A 24,361-nucleotide genomic window follows, 5' to 3' on the forward strand; every position below is an offset into this window, starting at 1 on the left:
GGCGCAGCGGCGGTCAGCGGGTCCGGTGGGTGATCGATCCGTCGGTGACGGTCAAGGGGATCGGGGACTCGGCGAACTCGTCGGGGGCCGCCGTCAGCGGGTCGAGGTCGAAGACCGTCAGGTCGGCGTGGTGGCCGGGGCGGAGCCGGCCGGACCTGCCGGCCAGCCCGGCCGCTGCGGCGGCCTCGCTGGTGTAGCCCTCCAGTGCCATCCGGGCGGTGAGAGCCTGTTCCGGCAGGACCGGTTCGACGTGTGGCTCGCCGGCGGGGCGGCGCAGGCGGGCGGCCGCCATGATGGCGCGCGGGTCGAACGCCGCGATCGGCCAGTCCGAGCCGAGCGCCAGCCGGGCGCCGTTTTCGCGCAGGTCACGAGCCCGGAAGGCGCGGTCGGCGCGGCGTTTGCCGAGCCGGGCCGACCAGTTGTCGCTGTGGTCGGCGCGGGTGTAGCCGGTGCAGTGGGTGGGCTGCATGCCGGCTGTCACGTCGAGTGCGGCGAACCGCCCGATCAGCTCCGACGGCATGGTCTCCAGGTGTTCGATCCGGTGCGGCACGCGGGAGGGCCGGCCCGGTGTCCGGGCGAGGGCGGCGTAGGTGTCCAGCACGTACCGGATGCCGGCGTCGCCGATGGCGTGCGTGACCAGCGGGATCCCGTGTCCGGCCAGGACGGTGGCGGCGGCCGTGTAGTCGCGGGGGTCGGGCCAGAGGCAGGCGGTCGACTCGCCGTGGGTGTCCGGTTCGTCGAGCCAGGCGGTGCCGCCGTCGACCGTCCCGTCGATCATGAACTTGGCGCCCTCGACCCGCCAGCGACGGCCGCCGAGCCGCTGCTGGGCGATCACCGCATCCAGCCCGTCACGGCCGGTTCCGGGCATCACGAACGGCGCGAACCGCCAGCGGACCGGCAGCTCCCCGTCGTCCTCCAGCGAACGGAACAGCTCCAGCGAGTCGCCTTCGAAGTCCATCCCGTTCGCCGCGGTCAGCCCGCACGCCGCCATCCGCCGCAGCAGACCGGCCAGCCGGGCCCGGCGCTCGGCCGGCGCGTCGTCCGGCAGCAGCGTGCGGACCAGGTCGAGGGCCTCCATCTCGAGCAGGTGCCCGGTCGGCACGCCGTCCGCGTCACAGGCCACGCTCGCGCCGGACGTGAACGCCCGCGGGCCGCCGACCCCGGCCATGGCCAGCGCGCGGGGGCTGACCAGCGCCGAGTGCGCGTCGAAGAGCAGCAGGAACACCGGGACGTCCGGGCCGACGGCCTCGATCAGGGGCGCGTGGGTGATCGGGGCGCCCTCGAAGGCGTTCGGATCGAGACCCCAGCCCTCCAGCCATCCGCCCGGCGCCACGTCCGCGGCCCGCAAGGCCGATCTCAACCCTTCGAGGGTACGGACGGACGACAGATCCACGCCACGCGTGAGCCCGATGCCCATGACCGGGTGGAAGTGGCCGTCCACCAGTCCCGGGGTGATCGTGGCGCGGCCCAGGTCGATCACCTCGGTGTGCGGGCCACGCCAGTCGCGGGCGTCGGCACGGTCGCCGAGCGCGGTGATCACGCCGCCGGCTGTCGCGATCGCGGTCGGGGCCCGGTCACCGGACAGGGTGTGGATCCGGTCGGCCATCAGGATCAGGTCGGCGGCGCTCACGTGGATGCCTCCTCGGTGCGGCGGTTCTCGTCAGGGAGTACCGGCACGGGCGCGACGGGGTTCACCCGGGGGCGGAAAGAGCGGCTCCCGGGCTTGCGCCGATGCGCGAAGCTGGCCTTCCCTGCCCGCTCTTCCCGAGGACGACCGTGACCACCTCGTATCCCTGTCCTCGATGCGGCGCCACCGCGGCCCTCCCGGACGGTTGTCCCGGGTGCGGCGCGGGCCCCGACCCGGACGCCGCGGAGGTCATCCGGCTGGACGGGCACATCGCCGGCCTCACCGGGGAGCTCCGGAACGCGCGTGCCGACGTCGCGGACCTCACCCAGCGGCTGCACGACGCCCGCGCCCGGGTCTCGGCGCTGGACCGGCGGCTGCACGACATGCGGGCCACCCGGAACCAGGTCGCGGCCCGGGTGGTCGCCGGCCGTACACCCGGATCCGTGCCCTCATCCGGACCGGCGCCGATCCCGGTCGCCGCGGCCGGGCCCGCACCGGTCGGCCTCCCCGCGCCGGTCTCCTTCCCGGCGCCCGCCGAGCCGCGCCTCAGCTCGCTGACCGTGCAGAACGTCCTGTTCACGCTCGGCGGCCTGCTGCTGGTGGTGGCGGCGGCCGTCTTCACCGCCGTCGCCTGGGCGCAGGTCGGCGTCACCGGGCGGGCGCTGCTGCTCGCCGGCGCCACCGTCGCGATCCTCGCGGTGCCACCGTTCGCGGTCCGGCGCGGCCTGACCGGCGCCGGGGAGACCCTTGCGGCCGTCGGCCTGCTCATGATCCTTCTGGACGGTTTCGCGGCGTGGGCGGTCGGGTTCCTGGGGGTGGGCCGCTGGGATCCCTGGGCGTACGCGGCCACGGTGCTCGCCGTCGCCGCGGCGGTGGCCCTCGGCTACGCGGCGACGACCGGACTCCGCGGCCCACGGATCGCGGCGCTGCTCATGGCCCAGCCGGTGCTCCCGCTCGTCGCCGCCACCAGCGACGCCGGCCTCGTCGGATGGTCCCTGGCGTGCACCGGCACGGCCGCTCTCGACCTGGCCGCCCTCCGCACGCGCCCGGCCCGTTTCACGGCCGACCGTGGCGGTGTCCTCGCCTACCTGTGCGCCGTGGTCGCCGGCGGCACGGGTGGCCTGCTCGCCCTCCGCGCGCTCGCCGTCGCCGTCGAACCGGGCCCGGCCGCGCTCGCCGGCCTGACCCTGCTCCTGCCGCCGGCCCTGCTGCTCACCTGGACGCTCCTGACCCGGGAACGCCACGGCCAGGCGTCGGCCGCGGGTCTGCTCGTCGTCGTGGCGGGGTTGGCGGGCGCCCGCTGGGCCTGGACCCTGCCTGTTCCGGGCTCCGATTCCCTGGCCGCGCGGCTCGCTCTCGTGGCCCTCGTCCTCGCGGCGGTGGCCGCCGTGCTGCCTCGCGCCCGCCCGGTCAGCCTTGCCACGCCGCTCTCCCCCGCCGGCGATCCGCCGCTCTCCCCCGCCGGTGATCCGTCCGCCACCACTTCCCCTCTCGCCGACGCCACACCGCCGGCGGCTGCGGCCGCATCCCACCCGGCGCCACCTTCCGGCTTGCCTCCTGCCGCCACACCGTCCTCGGCCACGGCCGTCTCCGGCTCCCCTGCTGCCACCACCAGAAGGCCCTCCACCACGGCCGCCTCCGGCGCGCCTGCTTCGTCGCCCGGCGCTTCCGGCTCCCCGGCCGGCGCGTCTGCCTCCTCGGCCGGCGATTCCGGGGCCTCGGCCGCCGATTCGCCGGGCACGGGTGGAAGCGATGGCCGGCCGGGGACGGCCGGCGGACGGCTCGGGGAGGCGGCCGGGGCCTCCTGGCTGCGGCGGGTGCCGGGGGAGGTCGGGTTCGGGGCCTTGGTGGGAGCGCTCCTGGTGGGCCTGGCGCCGGGCATCGCCGTGCTGGTGGCCGCGATGGCGGGGGCCGTGCGCAGCGTGGAGGCGGCTCGGCCGGTGTTCGGCGCGCCGATGGGTGGAGGCGTCGCCGGGGCGGAACCCGATCTGGTGGTCGCGGCGGTCGTGACGGCTTCGGCGTACGCGCTGATGCTGCCCCGCCGCGCGCACGCGAACCTGGGCCTGACCGCCCTCGCCGCGGTGGGGTTGATCGTCCCGGGGGCGTTCGGGCTGACCTGGTGGGCCGCGACCGTCGCCGGGCTCGTCGTCGCGGTGGTCGCGCTGGGGCTGGCGGCGCGGTCGCGGACGATGGAGGACACCGGATACCGGGGCGTGGTCTGCCTGGCCGCGCTGATGCACGCGGTGATCACCGGGTTCGGCCGGGCCGAGGTCGCGGCGGCGGTGTTCGGGCTGATCGCGGTGTTCGGGGTGGGCGCCGCTCTGGGTCTGCGGAACGCGCCGCGCCGTGCCGACGTGGGCGCCGGAGCAATGATCGCCGGGCTGATCGCGGTTCCCGTCGCGGTGTGGACGGCGCTGTTCGCCGCGGGCGTTCCGGCAACCGTGCAGGTGCGCGTGACGCTCGGTGTGGCGGTGGCACTCTGTCTCGTGGTGTACGCGATCTACCGGCTGGTGCCCGTCTACGGGCCGCAGTCGCTGGGGGTCGCGCTGGTCGTGACGGCGTTCGCGCCGGTGTGGGCGGCGGCCGGCGACGATCCGGCCGTGCTGTACTCGGCGGCGGCCCTGCTGCTCGTCGTCGCCCTGCTGCCGATCCGGCACACCCGGTCCACAGCGGGCGCCGTCGCGGCGGTGCAGCCGGGGCTGGCGGTGCACGCGTTCACCGCCACCGACCTGGCGGTCGTGCTCCTCGAACCGTGGACCGCGCTCGGCGACATCTGGTCGGACATCCCGCCGCGGCAGTCACCGGTCGCCTGGTCCAGCGTCGTCGCCCTCACGATGGCGGGGATCGCGGCCTCGGCCGCCGGCGCAATCCTGATCTCCCGGCGCGCCACTTCGGACTCCGCGACCATCCACTCCGCACCCGGCGAGCCGTCGCCCGTCGGCGCGGGTCCGGGCGATGACTCCGGCCCGGGCGATGCAGGCGGGCTCGACGTGGGACACCCGGCGGACGGGACGTCACCGGCGTCCGCCGGGCCGGGCCCGTCCGGAGGCCGGGTGCCACGGTCGGCTCGGTGGGTGGCCGGGTGGGTGGCGGTGCCGTTCGGGGCGGTGCTCGTGCCGATGGTCTTCGCGGCCGGTGGGGCGGACTGGCCGGCGGTGCCGATCGCGGGGCTGGTCACCGGGCTGGCCGGGCTGCTCGCCATGGCGTCGACGCCGGGGCGGGACTCGGCGCGCGGTCCGGCCGCGGCGCTCTTCGGGGCGCTGGGGGCGGCCGGGGTGGCCGGGTCTGCGGCGGGGCACGGGGCCACGCTGGCGGCGTTCGTCCTGGTGCTGGTGGCGGGCGGGGTCGCCGGGTGGCGGGGGCTGGTGGAGCCCGACCGGGTCACGGGGTGGTGGGGCGCGGCCGTTTCGGTGGTCGTCGTCGCGTACACCCTTGCTGATCTGACCTCGGTGGGGATCGCCGGGCCGCCGCTGTTCGTGCTCGCCGCGGCGGCCCTGGTGGTGGGCCTGGAAGCGGTCCTCGCGGGGCGGAGGCCGCGGGAGGCCTGGGCGCCGTTCGTCGTCGGGCACGGGTCCGCGCTGGTGGCGGTCTTTCTCACCGAGAGCCTCGGCTGGGCGGCGCTGGTCTGCAAGCTGTGGGCGCTGGTGCTGACGGTCCGGGCGCTGCGGCCGGGCGAGACGCGGCGGGTACGGTTCGGTCACGCTGTCGCGGCGGGTGTGGCCGGGCTGATCGGCTGGTGGCTGCTGCTGGTGTCGCGGGACGTCGGGACCACCGAGGTCTACACCCTGCCGGCGGCCGTACTGGCGCTGGCCGCCGGGTGGTTCGCCCGCCGGGGACGGCCCGATCTGCCGTCCTGGAGCGCGTACGGCGCCGCGCTGGGCGCCGCGTTCCTGCCGACGCTCGTGGTGATCGCGAACAGCACCGCCGACGAACCGCACTACCCGCGCCGGCTGCTCCTCGGTGTGGGCGCGCTGCTGGTGCTGCTGGCGGGCGCGCGGGCCCGGCTGCAGGCGCCGGTCGTCACCGGTGGTGGGACGCTGCTGCTCGTGGCCCTGCACGAGTTGATCCAGTTCTGGGATCTGCTGCCCCGGTGGGTTCCGCTCGCGGTCGGTGGTCTGCTGCTGGTCGGGGTGGCCACCACCATGGAGCAGCGCCGCCGCGATCTGGCCCGGCTCCGGGACGCCATCAGCCGGATGGCCTGACCGGCCCGGGGGCGGAAGCGCCGTCGGGCCGGGCCGGCTCCTGCACGGCGCCGCCCGGGAGCCCCGGTGTTGATCAAGGGGCTTGCGGGCGGCGCCGAGGGCCGGGGTCAGCCGACAGCGGCCGAGACCGGGGCAGCCAGCCGCGGCCGGGGCCGGGGTCAGCCGGCGGCGGCCGGGATTGGGGTCAGCCAGCCGCGGCCGGGACCGGGGTCAGCCGACGGCCGCCGGGACCGGGCGGCGGAGGCGCGCGGTGGCCAGCATGACGGCGTTCAGCAGCAGGCCGGCCACCGCGACCCCGGTGACCAGGTTGACGCCGGGCCGGAACGGATTGAAATCGCCGGCCGCCGCGGTGGTCGCCGTGGACACCAGGGCGGTGACGACGGCCAGGACCAGGGCGGTGCCGACCTGGCCGGAGGACTGGACCAGGCCGGAGGCGAGGCCCTGTTCCGAGTCGTCGATGCCGTCGGTGGCCTGCGCCATGATCGAGCTGAAGCCGAAGGCGAAGCCGCCGCCGAGCAGGAGCATCGCGGGGAGCACGGTGAGCAGGTATCCGGGGCGGGAGCCGGCGGTGGCGAGGAACCACAGGTAGCCGGCGCTGAGTGAGGTCATCGCGGTGACGATGAGCGGGCCGGTGCCGTACCGGTCGATGAGCCGGCCCATGAACGGGGAGCCGAAGGCGACCAGCAGGCCGGCCGGGAGCAGGGCGAGGGCCATCCGCAGCGGCGCCCAGTGGAGCACGTCCTGCAGGTAGAGGGTCATCATGAACTGGAAGCTGACGTACGAGCCGAGCAGCGCGACCATGCTGGCGTTGGCCCGGACGATCGACCCGATCCGGAAGATGCTGAGCCGGACCAGGGGGTGCCGGACCCGGCTCTCGGCCAGCACGAACGCGGCGAGCAGGAGCACGGCGAGAGCGGCGATCGCGACGGTGGCCGGGGTGAGGCCGCTCTGTGGTGCGGTGACCACCGCGTACACCGCGAGGAGCATGCCGCCGACCAGGGTGAGGGCGCCGATCACGTCGTGGCCGCCGTCGGCGGCGGGGCGGTCGCGTGGGATGAGGGCGATGCCGGCGATCAGCGCTGCCACGGCGAGCGGGACCGGGACGAGGAAGGTCCACCGCCAGCCGAGGCTGGTGAGCAGGCCGCCGAGGATGAGGCCGGAGGAGTATCCGCTGGCGCCGAAGACCGTGAAGATCGACAGCGCCCGGTTGCGGGCCGGGCCCTCGGCGAACGTGGTGGTGAGGATGCTCATCGCGGTGGGCGCCGTGAAGGCGGCGGCCAGGCCCTTGATGAACCGGGTGGCGATCAGGGTGGTGCCGTCGTCGACGAGGCCGCCGACGAGTGAGGCGACGGCGAAGACGCCGAGCGCGACGAGGAAGACCCGGCGGCGGCCGAGCAGGTCGGCGGTACGCCCGCCGAGGAGCAGCAGGCCGCCGTAGCCGAGCACGTAGCCGTTGACGATCCACTGCAGGGAGGTGGTGGAGAGGCCGAGCTCGGATCCGATCGAGGGGAGCGCCACCCCGACCATCGAGACGTCGAGGCCGTCGAGGAAGAGAACCGCGCACAACACCGCGAGCACACCCCAGAGCCGTGGGGTCCAGCGCTGACCGGCGCCGGAGGGCTCGGTGGTGGACGGGGTCAGGGATTCGGTGACAGTCACGGGAGCGACGTTATATGCGTGCGCATCTAATGTCCACGCAATCCATGTCGACACATATATTTCGGGTGCATGAAACTGTGAGCGGGAGTAGGATGCCCGGCATGGAGCCGGAAACTGATCTCGTCGAGCGCTGGCGATCGCTCCTGAACTCTTACAACGAGGTCGCATGCCATCTCGAGCGGGTGCTGCACGACACCCACGGGCTCACCCTCAGTGAGTACGAGACGCTCGACCGTCTCACCACCCAGGAGTGTGAGCAGCGGCGCATGCAGGATCTCGCGGAGCAGATGTATCTCAGCCAGAGCGCCCTCTCCCGTACGGTGAGCCGCCTGGTGAACGGCGGCCTGGCCGAACGGACCAGCTGCCAGGCCGACCGGCGTCAGGTATTCGTCGAGATCACCGAGGCCGGCCGGCAGCGCTGGGCCGAGGCCCGCCGGACGCATCTCGGCGTGCTGGCCGAGCACCTGAGCCCGGCCGCGAGCTAGTAGACGTCGCGCACGTACCGCTTGTCGGTGGCGAGCTGCTTCAGGTATGCGGTGGCGGCCTCCTCGGTGAGGCGGCCGTGGTTGACGGCGATGTCGTGCAGGGCGCGGTCCACGTCGCGGGCCATCCGGCTGGCGTCGCCGCAAACGTAGAGGCAGGCCCCGGCCTGGAGCCAGGCCCACAGCATCGCGCCCTTCTCCCGCATCCGGTCCTGGACGTAGATCTTGGAGCGCTGGTCGCGGGAGAACGCCGTGTCGAAGCGGCTGAGGATGCCGTCCGCGCGCAGGGCCTCGAGCTCCTCGGCGTAGTAGAAGTCGGTGGCGCTGCGCTGCTCGCCGAAGAACAGCCAGTTGCCGCCGGGGGCGCCGGTGACCTGCCGCTCGTGCAGGAAGCCGAGGAACGGCGCGACGCCGGTGCCCGGGCCCACCATGATCATCGGGGTGTTGGGGTCGGCGGGGACCCGGAAGTGCGGCGCTCTCTGCACGAAGACCGGAGCCTCGGCGCCGGCCGGGGCGTCGGCCAGATGGGTGGAGCAGACGCCCTTGCGGGAGCGGCCGCGATGGTTGTCGAAGCGGACCACCGAGACGGTGAGGCTGACCAGGCCGGGGTCGGTGACCGGGGTGGAGCTGATCGAGTAGTGCCGGGGCTGCAGCCTCTTGAGCACGCCGGCCAGCTCGCGGGCGTCCGCGTCGACCGGGTGCTCGGCGAGGACGTCGACCGCCTGCCGGCCCCACGTCCACTTGGCCAGCTCACCCTTGTTGCCGGCGCGCAGCAGGGTCTTGAGGTGGCCGGAGCCGCTGCGGTCGGCGACGAACCGCAGCAGGTCGGTGGTGATCCGGGTGATGTCGAGGTGCCGGGTGAGGGCCTCGGCCAAGGACACGTCGCCGACCCGGTCGATCGTGACAGTGGTGTCCGCGGCCAGGCCGGTCACCTCCAGCCATTCGGTGACCAGGTCGTCGCCGTTGACCGGCCAGACCCCGAGCGCGTCGCCGGCCCGGTAGTCGAGGAGCCCGCCGGTGTCGAAGGTGAACTGCCGGACCTCCTTGGCCGAGCCGGGCCCGCTGAGCAGCCGGTTGCCGACCAGCGCGGCGGTCACCGGCGCGGCCTTGGCCGGCGCGTCCCTGGCCGGCGCGGCGGCGACGGGTGCGGCCGGTGTCGCGGCCGAGGCTGGGGAAGCCGTGGGGGTCAGCGCGGCGAGAACGGTGGCGAGCCAGCCGTCGGCGGTCTCCTCGAAGTCCGGCTCGCAGTCGGCGCGCGGGGCCAGCCGGACCGCGCCCAGCTCGGCGAGCCGTTCGTCGAGACGCCGGCCGTGCCCGCAGAAGTCGTCGTAACTGGAGTCGCCGAAGGCCAGCACGGCGTAGCGCTGCCCGTCGAGCCGCGGCGCGCTGTCGCCGGTCAGCGAGTCCCAGAAGGTGCTCCCGTTGTCCGGCGCGTCGCCGTCGCCGAAGGTGCTCGTCACCACCAGCACGTCGGCGCCGGGATCGAGCAGGTCGGCGGCGGGCCCGTCCATGCCGAGGACGCTGACCTGCCGCCCGGTCTCGGCGAGACGCCCGGCCACGGTCCGCGCGAAGTCCTCGGCGTTGCCGGTCTGTGACGCCCACAGCACCTGCAGGCGGCCCGCCGCGGGCTTCGCTTCACGATCAAGGGCCGGCGATGGTACGGGTGACAGCACTCCCGCGAGCAGCCCGTTGACCCACATGGCCGTGGCCGCGTCGAACGGCGCGTTCGCCGGGAGCGCCGCCGGTTCGGGCCGCAGCGTGGCGCCGGCGAGGAACCCGGCCAGGTAGCGCCGCTGACCCTCGTCGAGCACGGGCGGGGCGGGGTCCAGCCCGAGCCGGGCGAGCACGGCGTTCGCCTCGACGGAGAGAGCCGCTTCGGCGATGGAGTGCCCGCCGAGCACGCCCGGGCGCCCGGGGCCGGCCGGGACGGGGGCAGGGGCGGCGGCGACCCGGGTGAGGGCGACCGCGCACACCTTCAGCTCCGGCTGGAAGGAGATCGGGTCGACGGCGTCGCTGGTCACGGCGTTGACGCTGACGTACTCGCCGAACAGGTCGTTCCAGTGGATCGGCGCGAAGCAGGCGCCCGGCTGGACGCGGCCGGTGACGACGGCGGGCAGCACGGCCCGGCCGCGGCGGGACGCGATCTCCACCAGGTCGCCGGCCGCGATCTCGTGCCGCTCCGCGTCGATCGCGTTGATCTCCAGGAACGGTTCCGGGTTGAGCCGGTTCAGCTTCGCGATCTTCCCGGTCTTGGTCATGGTGTGCCACTGGTGCTGGAGGCGGCCGGTGTTGAGGACGAACGGGTAGTCGTCGTCGGGCATCTCGGCCGGGTCGGTGTGCGGGCGGGCGTGGAAGACGGCCCTCCCGCTGGGGGTGGCGAACCGCAGGCCGCCGTCGGCGGTGCGGTAGCGGATCGGGTTCCGGTCGGGGCCTCCGGGGGCGGCCGGCCACTGGACCGGGCCGCGGGCGAGCCTCTCGTAGGTGACGCCGCGCAGGTCGTACCCCGTCTGTGGGTTGGCGAAGGTGGTGATCTCCTCGAGGATCTCCTCGGCCGAGCCGTAGCCGAAGGCCGGGCCGTAACCCATCTCGGCCGCGACGCGGGCGATGATCTGCCAGTCGGGCAGCGCCCCGCCCGGGGCCGGGACCACCGGGTGGACCAGGGTGAGGTTGCGCTCCGAATTGATCATGATGCCGTCGGCCTCGGACCACATGGCCGCGGGCAGCGCGATGTCGGCGTAGGCGTTCGTCTCGGTCTCGGCGAACGCGTCCTGGGTGATCACCAGCTCGGCGGCTTCGAGACCGGCGATGACGGTGCGCCGGTTGCCGACCGAGGCGACCGGGTTGGTGCAGATGATCCAGCAGGCCTTGATCCGCCCGGCGGCCATCTGCTCGAACATGTCGACGGTGCCCTTGCCGACCTCGGTGCGCAGCGTGCCGGCCGGCACGCCCCAGACCTTCTCGGTGAACTCACGGTCGGCCGGGACCAGCACGGACCGCTGGCCGGGCAGCCCCGGGCCCATGTAGCCCATCTCGCGCCCGCCCATCGCGTTGGGCTGGCCGGTGAGCGAGAACGGGCCGCTGCCGGTACGGCAGATCGCGCCGGTCGCCAGATGCAGGTTGATCAGGGCGTTGGTGTTCCAGGTGCCGTGGGTGCTCTGGTTGAGGCCCATGGTCCAGAGGCTGACCCAGTTGCCGGCCGCGCCGATCCACGCGGCCGCGGTCCGGATGTCGGCCTCGGCGAGCCCGGTCAGCTCGGCAACCCGGTCCGGTGGGTAGTCGGCCAGGAACTCCGGCATCGCCTCCCAGCCCTCGGTCCACGCCTCGATGAAGCCGAGGTCCGGCGTGATCAGCCCGAGCAGGCCGTTGAGCAGCGCGAGGTCGGCGCCGGGCCGGATCTGCAGGAAGAGGTCGGCCTTCTCGGCGGTGGCGGTGCGCCGCGGGTCGACGACGATCAGCTTGGCGCCGGCCTTGACCCGCTCCATCATGCGCAGGAAGAGGATCGGGTGGCAGTCGGCCATGTTCGAGCCGATCACCAGGAACACGTCGGCGTGGTCCAGGTCGTCGTAGGAGCCGGGCGGCCCGTCGGCGCCGAGCGACAGTTTGTATCCGGTGCCCGCGCTCGCCATGCAGAGCCGCGAGTTGGACTCGATGTTGTTGGTCCCGATGAAGCCTTTGACCAGCTTGTTGGCGAGGTACTGCGCCTCCAGGGTCATCTGGCCGGAGACGTACATGGCGAAGGCGTCCGGGCCGTGCTCGTCGACGATCGCGCGCAGCCGCCGGGCGGTCTCGCTGATCGCCGCGTCCACTGCCAGCGGCGCGGGGGCGGCCCCGCGGGCGGGACGGACCAGCGCGGTGTCCAGCCGGCCGGGCGCGGCGAGGAGCTCGGCGCTGGTCGCGCCCTTGGTGCAGAGGCGGCCCGCGTTGGCCGGGTGCCCCCGGTCGCCGCTCGCCTTGATCACCTTCAGCGGGCCGTCGTCCTGGCGCGCCACGTCGAGCACCATCCCGCAGCCGACGCCGCAGTACCCGCACACGGTTCTCACCTGGGTGACATCGGCAGCCACGGACACCCCTTTATGTTCAGCTCGCCCGTCAAACCTAGAAAGCCCCGGTTTCCACGTGGTCACTTGAAGGTGCGTCGACGATTACCCGGAGGTCACCTCACCCGGCCGGACGTTGTGAGTGGCGGGCGTCACCGTACGGTCGTGGCCGCCGTCGCCGACAGGGTGCCGTCGGGCAGCTGGAGCCGGAACTCGTAGCGGTGGCCGGCGGTCAGCAGCGCCGTCTGGTAGCGGGCGCCGGTGACCGGGAACGGGTCGGTGCGCCACTGCTCCCCCGCCGTCGTGTCCCGCAGCTGCACCCGGTAGGTCAGCCCGCGCCGGATCTCGGTCCACACGACGGTGACCTCGCCGGCCCGGTCGCTGCGGGCGCTGACCTTGCTGGGCACGGCGGACGGCAGCCGCACCCGCACCGTCGCCGAGCGTGGGCCCGAGCCGCCGTCGTTGACCGCGGCGACCGCGAACTCGTACTCGTGACCGTCGGCCAGGTGGTGCACGACAGCGCTGCCGCCCTTGACGGCGATCTCGTCCTCGGCCAGCTCCGTCTCGCCGGCGGTGAGGTCGCGGCGGGAGATCTTGTACCACTCGGCGCCGGTGGGCTTCCAGGTCAGCTCGACCGAGCCCAGTTCCGCCTCGGCTCGCAGCCGCTCCGGCGCCGCGGCCGGGGCGGCCACCACCGCACGGATCCGGATCGGCAGCGACTTCTCGCCCGCGCCCCCGGAGTTGACGGCGGCGACGGCCAGTTCGTACTCGCGGCCGTGCCGCAGCGGCACGGTGTCGAAGCTGGTCCGGCCGGTGGGGCCGGGCAGCCCCCAGTCGGCGACGCCGACCTCGCGGGTGAACACCTGGTAGGTGAGGTCCGGCGCCACTGCGGGCCAGGTCAGGTGCACCGACCCGTCGGGGCGGGCCTCGGCCGTGGGCATCGCGGGCGCCGGCGGCGGGGTCACCCGGGGCGTGACCCGCACCCCCCGGGACGGTGGGCTGTCCCCGCCGCCACCCACGGCCACCACGGTGATCTCGTACTCGTGGCCGTGCGTCAGCGGGCCGATGGTGGCGCTCACCCCGGGGAAGGCGCCGGCCTCCGCGGGCTTCTCCTGGCCGCCGGTGACGTCGCGGTGGAAGACCTTGACGAGCTGGACGAACGGGATCTGCCCCCAGTGCACGGTGACCCGGCCGTCGGGCAGAGCCCGGACCTCGACGACGCCCGGAGCGTCCGGCGGCGGCACCGTCGCCCGCATCGCGGCGGCCGTGGACAGCGCGCTCTCGCCCCGCAACGAGACGGCGGAGACGGCGAACTCGTAGTCGTGGCCGTCGGTCAGGAACTCCGAGCGGAACGTCGTGGCCGCGCCGGGGCCGTCGGGCAGGCGGACGAAATGGGTCTGCCCGGCGGTGACGTCCCGCCGGTACACCTCGTAGGAGACGCCCTGCCCGGCGACCGGCTGCCAGGCCAGGCTCGCCGTGCCGGCGCCACCGACGGCGGCGGTCAGCCCCTGGGGCGCCGCCGGGCCGCGCCCGGTCCCGGCCGGGGGCCACGTGACCTCGGCGAACCGCGGCCGGTAGATGCTCGCGTCGGCGTAGGTGACCGCCTCGTCGAGGTTGTTGACGTTGTACGACACGAGCAGCCGCCCCTTGCGCGACAGCTCGAGGTGCAGGTCGGCGTCGTACACGATGTTGCCCTGGGCCACCTCGGGCGCGCGGAACAGATAGTGCGGCCCCTGGAACGGCCCGGTCGGGGAGTCCGCCGTGTACGCCACGAAGTCGGCGCTGAAGATCAGGTTGTTCTCGTGGGTGACCAGCACGTACTGATCGCCCACCCGGCGGACGCCGTAGTTGGTGCCCACGCCGCTGAGCAGGCGCGCCGAGTCGGCCTCGGTGGCGGACCAGCCACCGCCCGTCCAGAACTCCCAGGCCCCGGCCAGGTCGGGGGTGCTGGTCCGGGCCACGTGCGCGAACTTCATCGCGCCGGAGCCCTCGGTGCCGTAGATGTAGTAGCGCCCGCCCTCGGAGAGGATCTCGGAGCCCCACGAGATCCGGTCGCCGAGCGGCAGCTTGCGCACCGGGCCGGGGGTCAGGCTGCTCTCGGTGAAGTCGGCCAGCACCGTCCCGGTCAGCTTGTGGTCCAGGGGGCCGGCGCCGGAGCGCCGGTACGAGTTGGCGAGCACCTGCACCCGCCCGCCGAAGGCCGCCCCGTCGCCGATCCAGGTGAACTCGCCGGCGGCCGGCGACGGCACGAGAGCGGCCGGGTCGGACGCGATGCCGCCGTAGTGGAGACGGCCCAGCCTGCCGTTCTCCTGGACGATCGCCGAGTTGCTGATCAGGCCGGAGGCGCGGGGCCGGGAGCCGTCCTCGCCGGGGCTGCCCAGGAAGGTGTCGGAGAACAGCCAGAGGGTGCGGTCACCGGAGAGCGGCACCGAGGCGGTCCGGTCGGCGCCCAGCCAGGTGCCGGAGGTGTCGCCGTACTCCTGGAACATGGCGGTCAGCTGCTCCGGAGCGAACCTGCCCACCTCGTCGCCGGAGTCGTCGGACCAGGCCACGGCCGTCACCAGCGCTCCGGCGGCCATGGCTGCGGCCACGCCGCCGAAAAGGACGCGACGCGTCACCGTACGCAATGCCCAGACCCCCGTCCGCTGTCACTCGACGGAGAGAATCGCACCCTCAGATTGCCTTTCGGTAACGGATGTCCGGAGTCGTACCGTTACCAGCACGCTCGTCACCACCAGGGCGGCCGCGGCTGCTCCGAGGGCGGCCCACGCCACGGCCACCAGTGTGTGCGGGACGATCAACCAGACCGCGGCGACCAGCAGCGCGGTGACCACCCACAGCGGCGCCGACGGCCACCGGGCGCCCGCCGCCACCTGCGCGTTGATCAGCATGAACACCAGCCCGTAACAGGCGCCGGTGGCCGCGAAGATCGGCGCGTAGCGGCCCAGGCCGTCGTAGGCCGCGCCACCGGCGAGCCGGAACGCCAGGCCACCGGCGAGCGCGGCGGCGGTCACCAGGAACGCCCCGCACGCGCCGACGAGCAGCAGGCCGAGACGCAGCGTGCGCCGATCGCCCTGCGCCAGCCGGGGCAGCGCCAGCACCGTGACCACCTGCGGCGCCCAGAGCGCGCCCTTGGTCAGGACGGTGCCGACCGCGTAGGCGCCCGAGACGTCGGGGGGAAGAAAACGACGGGACAGGAGCAGATCGGCGTACGACACGACGAGCGTCGCGAGGGTGGCGGCGCCCGCCGTGAAGACCGCCCGGACGGCCAGGGGATCACCGGACACGCGTGTCCCCGGGCGCCGGGCCAGCAGGTGCAGCACCGGCAGGGCGAGGAGCACCGTCGCCGCGCCGATCAGCAGCGAGGTGGTCAGGCTCGCGCCGGCGGCCAGGCCCAGCACCACCCCGCCGTACCGGCCGCCGGCCACCACGGCCAGCCCCGCGGCGAGCGGCAGGAACCGCTCGTCGCCCTGCATCTCGCCGAGCCACCGCCCGGCCGCCACCACGCCCACGGTGGACGCCGCGGCCAGCGCCGTCGCCATGGCCGGCAGGCGCAGCACCACCACCGCGACCGGGAGCACCGCCACCAGCACACCGGCCGCCGCCAGCACCGTGAGCAGGGCCGACCGGCCGGCCGGGGACGGGCCGACACGGGCCCGGTGCACGGCCACCGCGATCTGCAGGCCGGTGCTCGCCACCCCGACGATCGCGGTCATCGCGAGCAGCGTGGCCAGCACACTCAGGTCGGCCGCGGTCAGGCGGCGCGCGCCGATCACGGGCACGACATACGCCAGCGCGTTGGCGAGCACACCGGCGACGGTGACCGCCAGTCCCGCCGTGCCGATACCGCTCAGCTTCGCCATGCTCGTCCCTGCTTCTCCGTGCCCGGGTACGTGGATCACACTAGGGGAGCGACCGAGGATGAGGAGGTCCGCCCTGCGACGGCTCGCTCTGCCGGTCACGGCGCTGATCGTCACGGTGCTCGTGCTGGCTCCGCTGGCCGCGCCGGGCTACGTGCTCTCCTACGACATGGTGTTCGTGCCGCGGCAGCCGCTGCGGTGGGATCTGGTGCTGCCGTCGGCGACCCTGCCCCGGGCGGTCCCGCTCGACGCGCTGGTCTCGCTGGCCACCCAGGTTGTGCCGGGCTGGCTGCTGCAGCGGCTGGCGCTGGCGGCGATCCTGATGCTCGCCGCGGTCGGCGCGGGCCGGCTGGTCCCGGCCGAGCGGACCGGCGCCCGGCTGGTGGCGGCGGTCGCCTACGCATGGACGCCGTACCTGGCCGAGCGGCTGTTGCTCGGGCAGTGGGGTCTGCTGCTGGCGTACGCCGCACTGCCCTGGCTGGCCGCCGCCGCGCTGCGGGTGCGTGCCGGGGACCGCCGGGCGCTGCTGCCGCTGGCCGGCTGGGCGGCGCTCGCCGCGATCACGCCGACCGGTGGGCTGATCGCGCTGGCCACGGTCGCGGCGCTGGCCACGTCCTGGCTCGCGGCCGGGATGACGCTGCTGGTCAACGTGCCGTGGCTGCTGGCGGTCGCGCTGACCGACGCGGACGCGCGCAGCGACCCGGACGGGGTGGCCGCGTTCGCCGCCCGCGGGAACGACTGGACCGGGGCGCTGGGCGCGCTGCTCGGCACCGGCGGGACGTGGAACGCGCAGACCGTGCTGCCGAGCCGGGCGTCGGTGCTGGCCCCGGCCGGGACGCTGGCGCTGCTGGCGCTCGCCGGGTTCGGGATGCGCGAGCTGTGGCGACGCTGGCCGGTCGGCGCCGCCACGCGGCTGGCGGCGGTGGCTGCGGGCGGATTCGCGGTGGCGCTGCTCGGGGCGGTTCCGGGTGTGCGCGACGGGCTGGCGTGGCTGGTCGAGACGGTGCCCGGGGCGGGACTGCTGCGGGACGGGCAGAAGTTCGTCATGCCGTACACCCTCCTGCTCTGTCTCGCGGTGGCGCTCGGCGCCGAGCGTGCCGCGGCCCGGATCGCGGACCGCACCGCCGGGCGGGTGGTGCTCGGCGCCGTGCTGTTGCTGCCGGTGGCGCTGCAGCCGGATCTGGCGTTCGGCGCCGGGAACCGGCTGCGGCCGGTGGCCTACCCGGCGGACTTCGCGGTGGTCGCGCGCCTGGTGGCCGCCGATCCCGGTCCGGTGGTGTCGCTGCCGCTGGCCGCCTATCACCGTTATCCCTGGAACCACGGCCGGACCGTGCTGGACCCGCTGCCCCGCTGTCTCGACGCCGAGGTGCTGACCGACGACCGGCTGGTGGTCGGGCGGATCGTGGTGGGCGGCGAGGACCGCCGGGCCGCCGCGATCCGGCAAGCCCTCACCACCGGTGCTCCGCTGGCCGATCTGGGGGTGCGGTGGGTGGTGGTGCAGCGGGTCGTGGGCGCTCCCGCGGTCCCGGTCACCTCTCTGACCGGACTACGGTTGGTGCACGACGGGACCGATCTGGATCTGTACGAGAACACCCTTCGCAGGGAAGTTACTACGTGGTAGCGTCCCGCGCACGCAGAGCACATGGTCCACAGGAGGAGTCACGAATGCGCAAGACCCTACCGCTCGTCCTCGCCGGGGTCGCGGCCCTGGCACTGGGGATCCTCGGCACCGCGGCCCTGGCGGCGAGCGTCATCAGCTCGCCGACCGAGGCCGCGGCCGGCATCGACGAGGCGTCCCTGACGACGGGCGTCTACGGCACCAGGTGAGTGCGTGGTCCCGGCGCTGCCGCCGGGACCATCACCGGCCGCTCCACGAGGGCGGCGAATTTCTCCCCCGCCGCCGGCCAGGTGAAGTGATCCGCGTGCACCCGTGCCGCGCTGCCCATCTCGGCGCGCAGAGCATCGTCGGCGAGCAGTGACCGTACCTTCGCGATGAAGTCGGCCGGATCGTCGGCCAGCAGCCCGGTCTTCCCGTCCACCAGGGACTCCTCCACGCCACCGGCGCCCCGGAAGGCGATGTTCGGCGTGCCGACCGCGCCGGCCTCGACGATGGTCAGGCCCCAGCCCTCCTTGAGCGACGGGGTCAGCGCGACCCACGCCCGGCTCATCAGGACCCGCTTCTCCTCGTCGCTGACGAAACCGGCGAACCGCACCCGGTCGGCGATCCCGAGCGTGACGGCGTACTCCTTCAGCTCGTCCTCCCACCAGCCCTGCCCGGCGACCGTCAGGGTCAGGCCGGGGAACTCGCCGGCGAGGCCGGCCACCGCGTCCAGCGCCATCTCGACCCGCTTGTGCGGGACCAGCCGGCCCACCACGACCAGGGACGGATCCGGGGTACGGGCCACCGGCGCCGCCGGCCTCATCTCCGGCGTGCCGTTGTGGATGATCGACACCCGGCGCGGGTCGACGCCGAGCACCGCCAGCTCGTCGCGGGTGGCGGCGGAGACGGTCACGTAGCGGCAGTGGCGGTACACCCGCGGCGCCAGCCACGACTCGATCCACCAGCCGATCCGGGCGAGCCGCGGAGTCAGCACCACCGGCCACTGCTCCCGGTGCACGTGGTGCACAAGGGCGATGACCGGACAGAACGCCCAGAGAGGAGAAAGGAACGGCAAACCGTTACCGACATCGACGATCACGTCGGGGCGGCCACCGTGCCGGCGGCTCAGCGGCCCGAAGCCGAGAACGCCGATCAGATAGAGCAGCGCGGCCTGAAGATAGACGGTGTGGCGCCCACCGCGACGCACGACGCGAAGCCCCGCCGCGGTCACCTCGTCCGCCGGGCCATCGCTGTGAGCTGCGCAGAAGAGCGTGACCCGGTGCCCCCGGCGGATCAGTTCCGCGGCGATCTTCTCCACGTAGACTTCTGATCCGCCACCGTGGGGATTACGAGTGTCCCGCCAGTTGAGGAACAGAACGTGCCGATTTCCGGCGGCCGGTATGTCCACTGTCACCTCTACTAGCGAGTAATATTCGCGGGTCGCGTCACACTATGGGGCTGTCCAGTAACTCCGCAATGGCGGAACAGGGAGAAAAATGCGCCACCCACGGGCAGAGTCCGCGCCAGCTCCGGTGGGCGGAGCCGCCCCCGCCGCCGTGTGGCGGATGCGCCTGATCGCGGTGTGCCTGGGATTGACGGCGCTCGCGTTCCTGCAGGACCCGGGCCAGATCGTCATCGACACCAAGGTCGATCTCGTGGTCGACCCGGCGGGGTGGCTGGGCCGGGCCCTGAGCGTCTGGGACCCGAACGGGACGTTCGGACAGCTGCAGAACCAGGCGTACGGCTACCTCTGGCCGATGGGCGCGTTCTTCCTGGCGGGCAAGTCGATCGCGCTGCCGGCCTGGGTGATCCAGCGGCTCTGGTGGTCGGTGGTCATGACGGTCGCCTGCACCGGCGTGGTGAAGCTGGCCGAGCGGCTCGGCATCGGCTCGGAGTGGACGCGGCTCGTCGCCGGTGTGGCCTTCGCGCTCTCCCCGCGGATGATCACCGAGCTGGGCCCGATCTCGGTCGAGGCGTGGCCCAGCGCCGTCGCGCCGTGGGTGCTGATCCCGCTCGTCGGCCTCGCGCACGGCCGATCGGTGGCCCGGTCGGTGACCCGCTCGGCGCTCGCGGTGGCCTGCGCCGGTGGTGTCAACGCGACGGCGGTGCTGGCCGTCGTGCCGCTGGCCGGCCTGTGGCTGCTCGGGCTGCGGCCCTTCGGCCTGCGGGTGAAGGCGCTGCTGGCCTGGGGTGTGGCGGTCGCCTGCGCCACCGCCTGGTGGCTGGGCCCGCTGCTCGTGCTGGGCCGTTACAGCCCCCCGTTCCTGGACTACATCGAGACCGCGAGCGTGACGACGGCGCCGACCGACATGGTCTCGGTGCTGCGCGGAGCGTCGCACTGGCACGCCTACCTCTCCAGCTCGTTCGGGCCGCCGTGGACGGCAGGCTGGCGGATCGCCACCGAGCAAAGCCTGATCCTGGCCACCCTGGTCGTCGCCGGCCTGGGCGTGGCCGGCCTGGCCCGTCGTGGCATGCCGCACCGCTGGTTCCTGGTCACCGGTCTGCTGTGCGGGCTCGCCCTCGTCGGTCTCGGACACATCGGCAGCGTGGCCGGGCTCTTTTCGGAATCGCAGCAGGCTTTTCTGGACGCGGCCGGCGCCCCGCTGCGCAACGTGCACAAGTTCGACGTGGTGATCCGGCTGCCGCTGACCCTCGGCCTGGCCCACCTGCTGACCGTCGTCAGCCGGGCCGCCGCCACCGTGCCCCGCCCGCGGCTGCGGCTCGCCCAGCTGCGCGCCGCCGGGGTCGGCGGCATCGCCCTGCTCGCGATCGCCGCGGTCGCCGCGCCGGCGCTCGGCGGCGGGCTGGCCGCGCAGGGCAGCTTCAAGGAGGTCCCCGGCTACTGGCGGGAGGCGACCGACTGGCTCGACAACAACCTCGACCAGGAGCACGTGCTGGTGGTGCCCGGGTCCCGGTTCCCCCGATACCTGTGGGGCAGCCCGAGCGACGAGATCACCCAGCCGCTGATGGACAAGCGGTGGGGTGTGCGCAGCTCGATCCCGCTGACCCCGCCGGAGACCATCCGGGTGCTGGACACCATCGAGCAGACCCTCACCAGCGGCGCCGGCTCGGCAGGCCTGGCCGAGTACCTGCGCCGCTCCGGGGTGCGCTACCTGCTGCTGCGATCGGACCTGGCGTACGGCCGGTCCGGCGCCACCCAGCCGGTCATCGTCAAGCAGGCGCTCTCCCGATCACCGGGCCTGCGCCCGGTCACGTCCTTCGGGCCGTACGTGGGCGGTGGCCAGTTGCCGGGCATCTACATCGACAACGGGCTCGACGTGAAGGTGCGGACCCTGGAGATCTGGGCCGTCGACGAGCCGGCCGAGCCCGTGGTGGCGTACGACGCGGCCGGCCTGACCACCCTGGTCGGCGGCCCGGAGTCGGTCCTGGACGCGGCCACCGCCGGGGTGCTTCCGGAGGGCCCGACGGTGCTCGCCGGGGACCGCACCGAGGCGACCCCGGACGGCCCGGTGATCGTCACCGACGGCCTGCGCCGGCGGGAGATCGCTTTCGGCCGCTCGCACGACAGCGCCTCGGCCACCATGCGGGCCTCCGATCAGGCGCGGCTGGGCACACCGGCCCGTGACTACCTGCCGGAATGGGCCGAGGGCCACGAGACCGTCGCCGAGTACCGGGGCGTCAAGTCGATCACCGCCTCCAGCGCCTTCTCGGACGCCCAGCCGCTGAGCGGGGCACGGCCGGGCTATCAGCCGTACGCGGCGATGGACGGCGACCCGGCCACCTCCTGGCGGTCCGCGCCCGGCACGATCGCCACCGAGCAGTGGTTCGAGGTGCGGTTCAACGCCCCGCGGGTGATCAGCTCGGTGAGCCTGCGCTTCGACGAGGGCACCGACTCGGTGCCGACCCGGATCACCGTGACCTCCGGTGACCATCCGCCGGTCAGCCGGGCCGTCGACACCAGCATCACGACCACCGTGCCACTGGGCGCCACCCTGCCCACCGACCGGGTCCGGATCACCTTCGACGAGGTGCTGGACCGGCGGATCGGCTTCGGCGGGGTCGGCATCACCGAGCTGGCGTTCCCCGGGGTGACCGCGGAACGGACCCTGCGGGTCCCCGGCTCCCCGGTCACCGGCACGGCGCCGGGCATGGTGTTCACCGCGGCGCCGAGCGTGCCCGCGTGCTACTTCTCCGACAGCGGCCAGGCCGCCTGCAACCCCGACCTGGCCCGCGCGTCCGAGGACGGCACCGAGATCAACCGCGCCACCACCCAGCCGGTCGCGGCCGACTACGACCTGGCCGTCCAGGCCCGGCCGCGCCCGGGAGCGGCGCTCGACGCGCTGCTCGACGCGGGCGGGAAGGCCGCCGTCGCGCGCCGGATCCGGCCGGCCGTCACCGCGTCCAGCATCGGCGTGCCGGAGCCCGCCGCCAGGCCGGGAGCGGTGGCCGACGGTGATCCCGGCACCGCGTGGTATGCCGCCGACGAGGACCGGGAGCCCTGGCTGCGGCTGGTCTGGCCGGCCCGGCGGGAGGTCTCCGGGGTGCGGCTCACGCTCACCGCGGGCACGGCCGCGGCCCAGCCGTGGAAGGTGACGGCGATCGGGGACGGCGACATCCGGACCGGATTCCTCAACGCGGAGGGCGTCCTGGCCTTCGCGCCGCCGATGACCACCGACGAGCTCACCGTGCTGATCTCCGACTCGGTGTCGGCGGCGAGCTACGACCCGTACCGCAACTCCCAGCACAACCTGCCGGTCGCGGTCAGCGAGCTCACCGCCCTGCCGGACACCGCGCCGGACCTGAACGTGGCGACCGCCAAGGTCGACCTCGGCTGCGGCAGCGGGCCGCGGGTCACCGTCGCCGGGTCGATCCGGCAGACCTCGCTGATCGCCAGCCGGCGTGACCTGGTCCAGCTGCGCGAGGTGGACGCCCTGGTCTGCGGCCCCGACGCCAAGAAGACGCTGCGGATCGACGCCGGCGAGACCCGGGTGCTGGCGACCGCGTCGGCGGTGGCCGTGCCGACGCAGGTGGCTCTCACCCCGCACAGCGCCGGCCCGGCCGCGAAACAGCAGATCAAGCCGGTCGGCTTCGCCACCACCACGTCGGTGAGGACGCCGGTCCGGATCGACGCGTGGGGCGCCACCCTGCGGCGGCTGCATCTGGGCATGTATGTGGGCGAGCGGGTGCTGGCGCTGCGGGAGAACGCCAACGCCGGCTGGTCGGCCAGCATCGACGGCGAGGAGCTGCCGGTGATCAAGGTCGACGGCTGGCAGCAGGCGTGGCTGGTCCCGGCCGGCGCGTCCGGCGAGGTGGTCCTCCGGTTCGGTCCGGACCGGATCTACACGGCCACGATGAGCGGCGGCGCGCTGCTGCTGCTCGGCGTGGTCGTGGTGGCGGCGCTGGCCGGCTCCGGCCGGCTGCCCGGCTCCCGCGCGCCCGCCGCGACGACGCCGGCCGGGGTGCCTGGCCGGCGGCGCCATCGGGTCGTGCCCGCGCTCTTCGGCGGGGTGGCGCTGCTGCTGGTCGGCGGCACCGCGGCGGCCGGTCTGGCGCTGATCATCGGAGCCGCCGTGCTGATGCTGAGGGTGCTGCGGCCGTACTTCGGAACGCACGACCGCAGGCGGCTCAGCCGGCTGAGCCTGCTCGCCGGCCGGCTGCTGCCGGTGGCCCTCTTCGCGCTGGCCGGCTGGCTGGCGCTGACCATCGGCGGGCACACCGCGGCGCTGCCTCAGCTGACCGCGCTGGCCTCCGCGGTGCTCCTCTGGCTCTCGGTGCTGGTCGGCCCGGGCTTCCGCGGCCAGCGGTGGCTCAAGCGCTGACAGGGGCTCTCCACCAGGTAATAGCAGAGGGCGGCGAGCAGCAGCCCACCGGCGAGGGTGAGGGCGAGGGTGCCGGCGAACGACCCGGAGAACTCCGGGCGGCCGGTGACCCAGTAGATCGACTCGATGACGAAGGGGTGCCACAGGAACAGGCCGTAGGAGACCGCGCCGAGCCACTTGACGGTGCCGCCGCTGAGAGCCTGCTTGGTGCGGGTCTGCGGGCCGAACGCGAGCGGCACCACGATCAGGACCGCGAGCAGCATGTAGAGCACCAGCTTGACGGCGAACTCACCGGGGGTCGGCTCGGCCAGGTCGTGCGGGCCGGCGACCGGGGTGGTGGCGATGGCGAAGACCGCGAACGCCGCCGTCCAGCAGGCCAGCGGGGCGGCGGCCATGCCGTCGAGGAAGCCCCACCGGGCCATCCGGCCGTCCCGCAGGCCGACGTGCACGGCGGCGAGCAGCATGCCGGCGCCGAACCACAGGCCGTAGGCGGGCAGCCACATGGTGTGCGGCGTCGGGGCGAGCACCCCGCCCGCGATCAGCCCGACCCATGCCCCGGTGACCAGCACCGAGCCGGCGACGATCGTCCAGGGCCGGCCGGACCGGTGCCGGCCGGACGTCAGGTACACCCCGAAGACCGGGAGCAGCAGGTAGAAGACCACCTCGGTGGCGAGGCTCCAGGTCTGGCTGAGGCCGTGCCGGAGGTTGCCGGCCTCATAGATCTGGGTGAGCGTGAAGTGCCGGATCCAGTCGGCGTTGGTGGCGTTCGCGTTGCGGGGCAGCACGAGCAGGCAGACCACCACGGTCACCCAGTAGGCCGGGAGGATCCGCATGGCCCGGCGCCACAGGTACCGCAGGGGGTCCGGAGCCGCCTTGCCGGCCGCTTTCGCATGGACCCAGGGACGGAAGAGCAGGAAGCCGGAGAGCACGAAGAACACCGCCACACCCGCGTCCAGACGGGAGAGCCAGCCGCCCCAGACTCCACCCCCGGTGTTGATGCCGGTGGCGAACCCGACATGGTGCCCGACAACGGCCACCGAGCCGATGACGCGCACCGCGTCGAGAGCCGGGACACGGTGCAGGGTGGGCGTTGAAATCGGTGCAGACATGTGCC

Annotated in this window: 12 protein-coding genes; 5 read left to right on the forward strand and 7 right to left on the reverse strand. The window is 74.1% G+C overall.

What is annotated here, in order from left to right; genetic code table 11:
- Positions 1-13: 13 nt before the first annotated feature.
- Positions 14-1,630, reverse strand: a complete 1,617-nt coding sequence (locus tag BM290_RS44005) for an amidohydrolase (protein ID WP_239144109.1) — start codon at positions 1,628-1,630, stop codon at positions 14-16.
- Between the two features lie 146 nt (positions 1,631-1,776).
- On the opposite strand from BM290_RS44005, the gene BM290_RS44010 reads away from it, so the two are divergent.
- Positions 1,777-5,829, forward strand: coding sequence for an SCO7613 C-terminal domain-containing membrane protein (locus BM290_RS44010; protein ID WP_093621965.1), 4,053 nt, complete (start codon positions 1,777-1,779; stop codon positions 5,827-5,829).
- Between the two features lie 210 nt (positions 5,830-6,039).
- Here the strand turns inward: BM290_RS44010 and BM290_RS44015 are convergent, their stop codons facing one another.
- Positions 6,040-7,488 (reverse strand): MFS transporter, encoded by a 1,449-nt coding sequence (locus BM290_RS44015; protein WP_093621966.1) that lies wholly within the window; start codon positions 7,486-7,488, stop codon positions 6,040-6,042.
- Between the two features lie 101 nt (positions 7,489-7,589).
- Between BM290_RS44015 and BM290_RS44020 the strand changes: the two genes are divergently transcribed.
- On the forward strand, positions 7,590-7,973 hold the full coding sequence (locus tag BM290_RS44020) for a MarR family winged helix-turn-helix transcriptional regulator (protein ID WP_093621967.1): 384 nt from the start codon (positions 7,590-7,592) through the stop codon (positions 7,971-7,973).
- Here the strand turns inward: BM290_RS44020 and BM290_RS44025 are convergent.
- The 3 genes from BM290_RS44025 to BM290_RS44035 all read right to left on the reverse strand — a co-directional run bounded on the left by BM290_RS44025 (position 7,970) and on the right by BM290_RS44035 (position 15,870).
- Positions 7,970-12,031, reverse strand: a complete 4,062-nt coding sequence (locus tag BM290_RS44025) for a bifunctional nitrate reductase/sulfite reductase flavoprotein subunit alpha (RefSeq protein WP_093621988.1) — start codon at positions 12,029-12,031, stop codon at positions 7,970-7,972. The two genes, BM290_RS44020 and BM290_RS44025, sit on opposite strands and share 4 nt — an antisense overlap.
- Positions 12,032-12,159: 128 nt before the next feature.
- Positions 12,160-14,625, reverse strand: coding sequence for a fibronectin type III domain-containing protein (locus tag BM290_RS44030; RefSeq protein ID WP_143134174.1), 2,466 nt, complete (start codon positions 14,623-14,625; stop codon positions 12,160-12,162).
- Between the two features lie 30 nt (positions 14,626-14,655).
- A complete protein-coding gene (locus tag BM290_RS44035; protein WP_177320153.1) occupies positions 14,656-15,870 on the reverse strand; it encodes a polysaccharide biosynthesis protein in 1,215 nt (404 codons plus the stop codon).
- A gap of 58 nt (positions 15,871-15,928) precedes the next feature.
- On the opposite strand from BM290_RS44035, the gene BM290_RS44040 reads away from it, so the two are divergent.
- Together BM290_RS44040 and BM290_RS48905 are read left to right on the forward strand one after the other, a co-directional pair.
- Positions 15,929-17,488, forward strand: a complete 1,560-nt coding sequence (locus BM290_RS44040) for an MmpA family trehalose lipid delivery protein (protein ID WP_093621969.1) — start codon at positions 15,929-15,931, stop codon at positions 17,486-17,488.
- Between the two features lie 44 nt (positions 17,489-17,532).
- The gene (locus BM290_RS48905; RefSeq protein WP_177320154.1) at positions 17,533-17,694 is read left to right on the forward strand and encodes a hypothetical protein; all 162 of its coding nucleotides are present in this window, start codon (positions 17,533-17,535) and stop codon (positions 17,692-17,694) included.
- Here the strand turns inward: BM290_RS48905 and BM290_RS44045 are convergent.
- Positions 17,679-18,875 (reverse strand): glycosyltransferase family 4 protein, encoded by a 1,197-nt coding sequence (locus tag BM290_RS44045; RefSeq protein ID WP_093621970.1) that lies wholly within the window; start codon positions 18,873-18,875, stop codon positions 17,679-17,681. The genes BM290_RS48905 and BM290_RS44045 overlap by 16 nt on opposite strands.
- A gap of 157 nt (positions 18,876-19,032) precedes the next feature.
- Between BM290_RS44045 and BM290_RS44050 the strand changes: the two genes are divergently transcribed.
- The gene (locus tag BM290_RS44050) at positions 19,033-23,247 is read left to right on the forward strand and encodes an alpha-(1->3)-arabinofuranosyltransferase (RefSeq protein WP_177320155.1); all 4,215 of its coding nucleotides are present in this window, start codon (positions 19,033-19,035) and stop codon (positions 23,245-23,247) included.
- Here BM290_RS44050 and BM290_RS44055 read toward each other — a convergent pair.
- On the reverse strand, positions 23,157-24,356 hold the full coding sequence (locus tag BM290_RS44055; protein ID WP_093621972.1) for an acyltransferase family protein: 1,200 nt from the start codon (positions 24,354-24,356) through the stop codon (positions 23,157-23,159). The genes BM290_RS44050 and BM290_RS44055 overlap by 91 nt on opposite strands.
- Between the last annotated feature and the right edge of the window lie 5 nt (positions 24,357-24,361).

The organism is Actinoplanes philippinensis (assembly GCF_900113015.1).
In the GTDB taxonomy this organism is placed as follows: Bacteria; Actinomycetota; Actinomycetes; order Mycobacteriales; family Micromonosporaceae; genus Actinoplanes; species Actinoplanes philippinensis.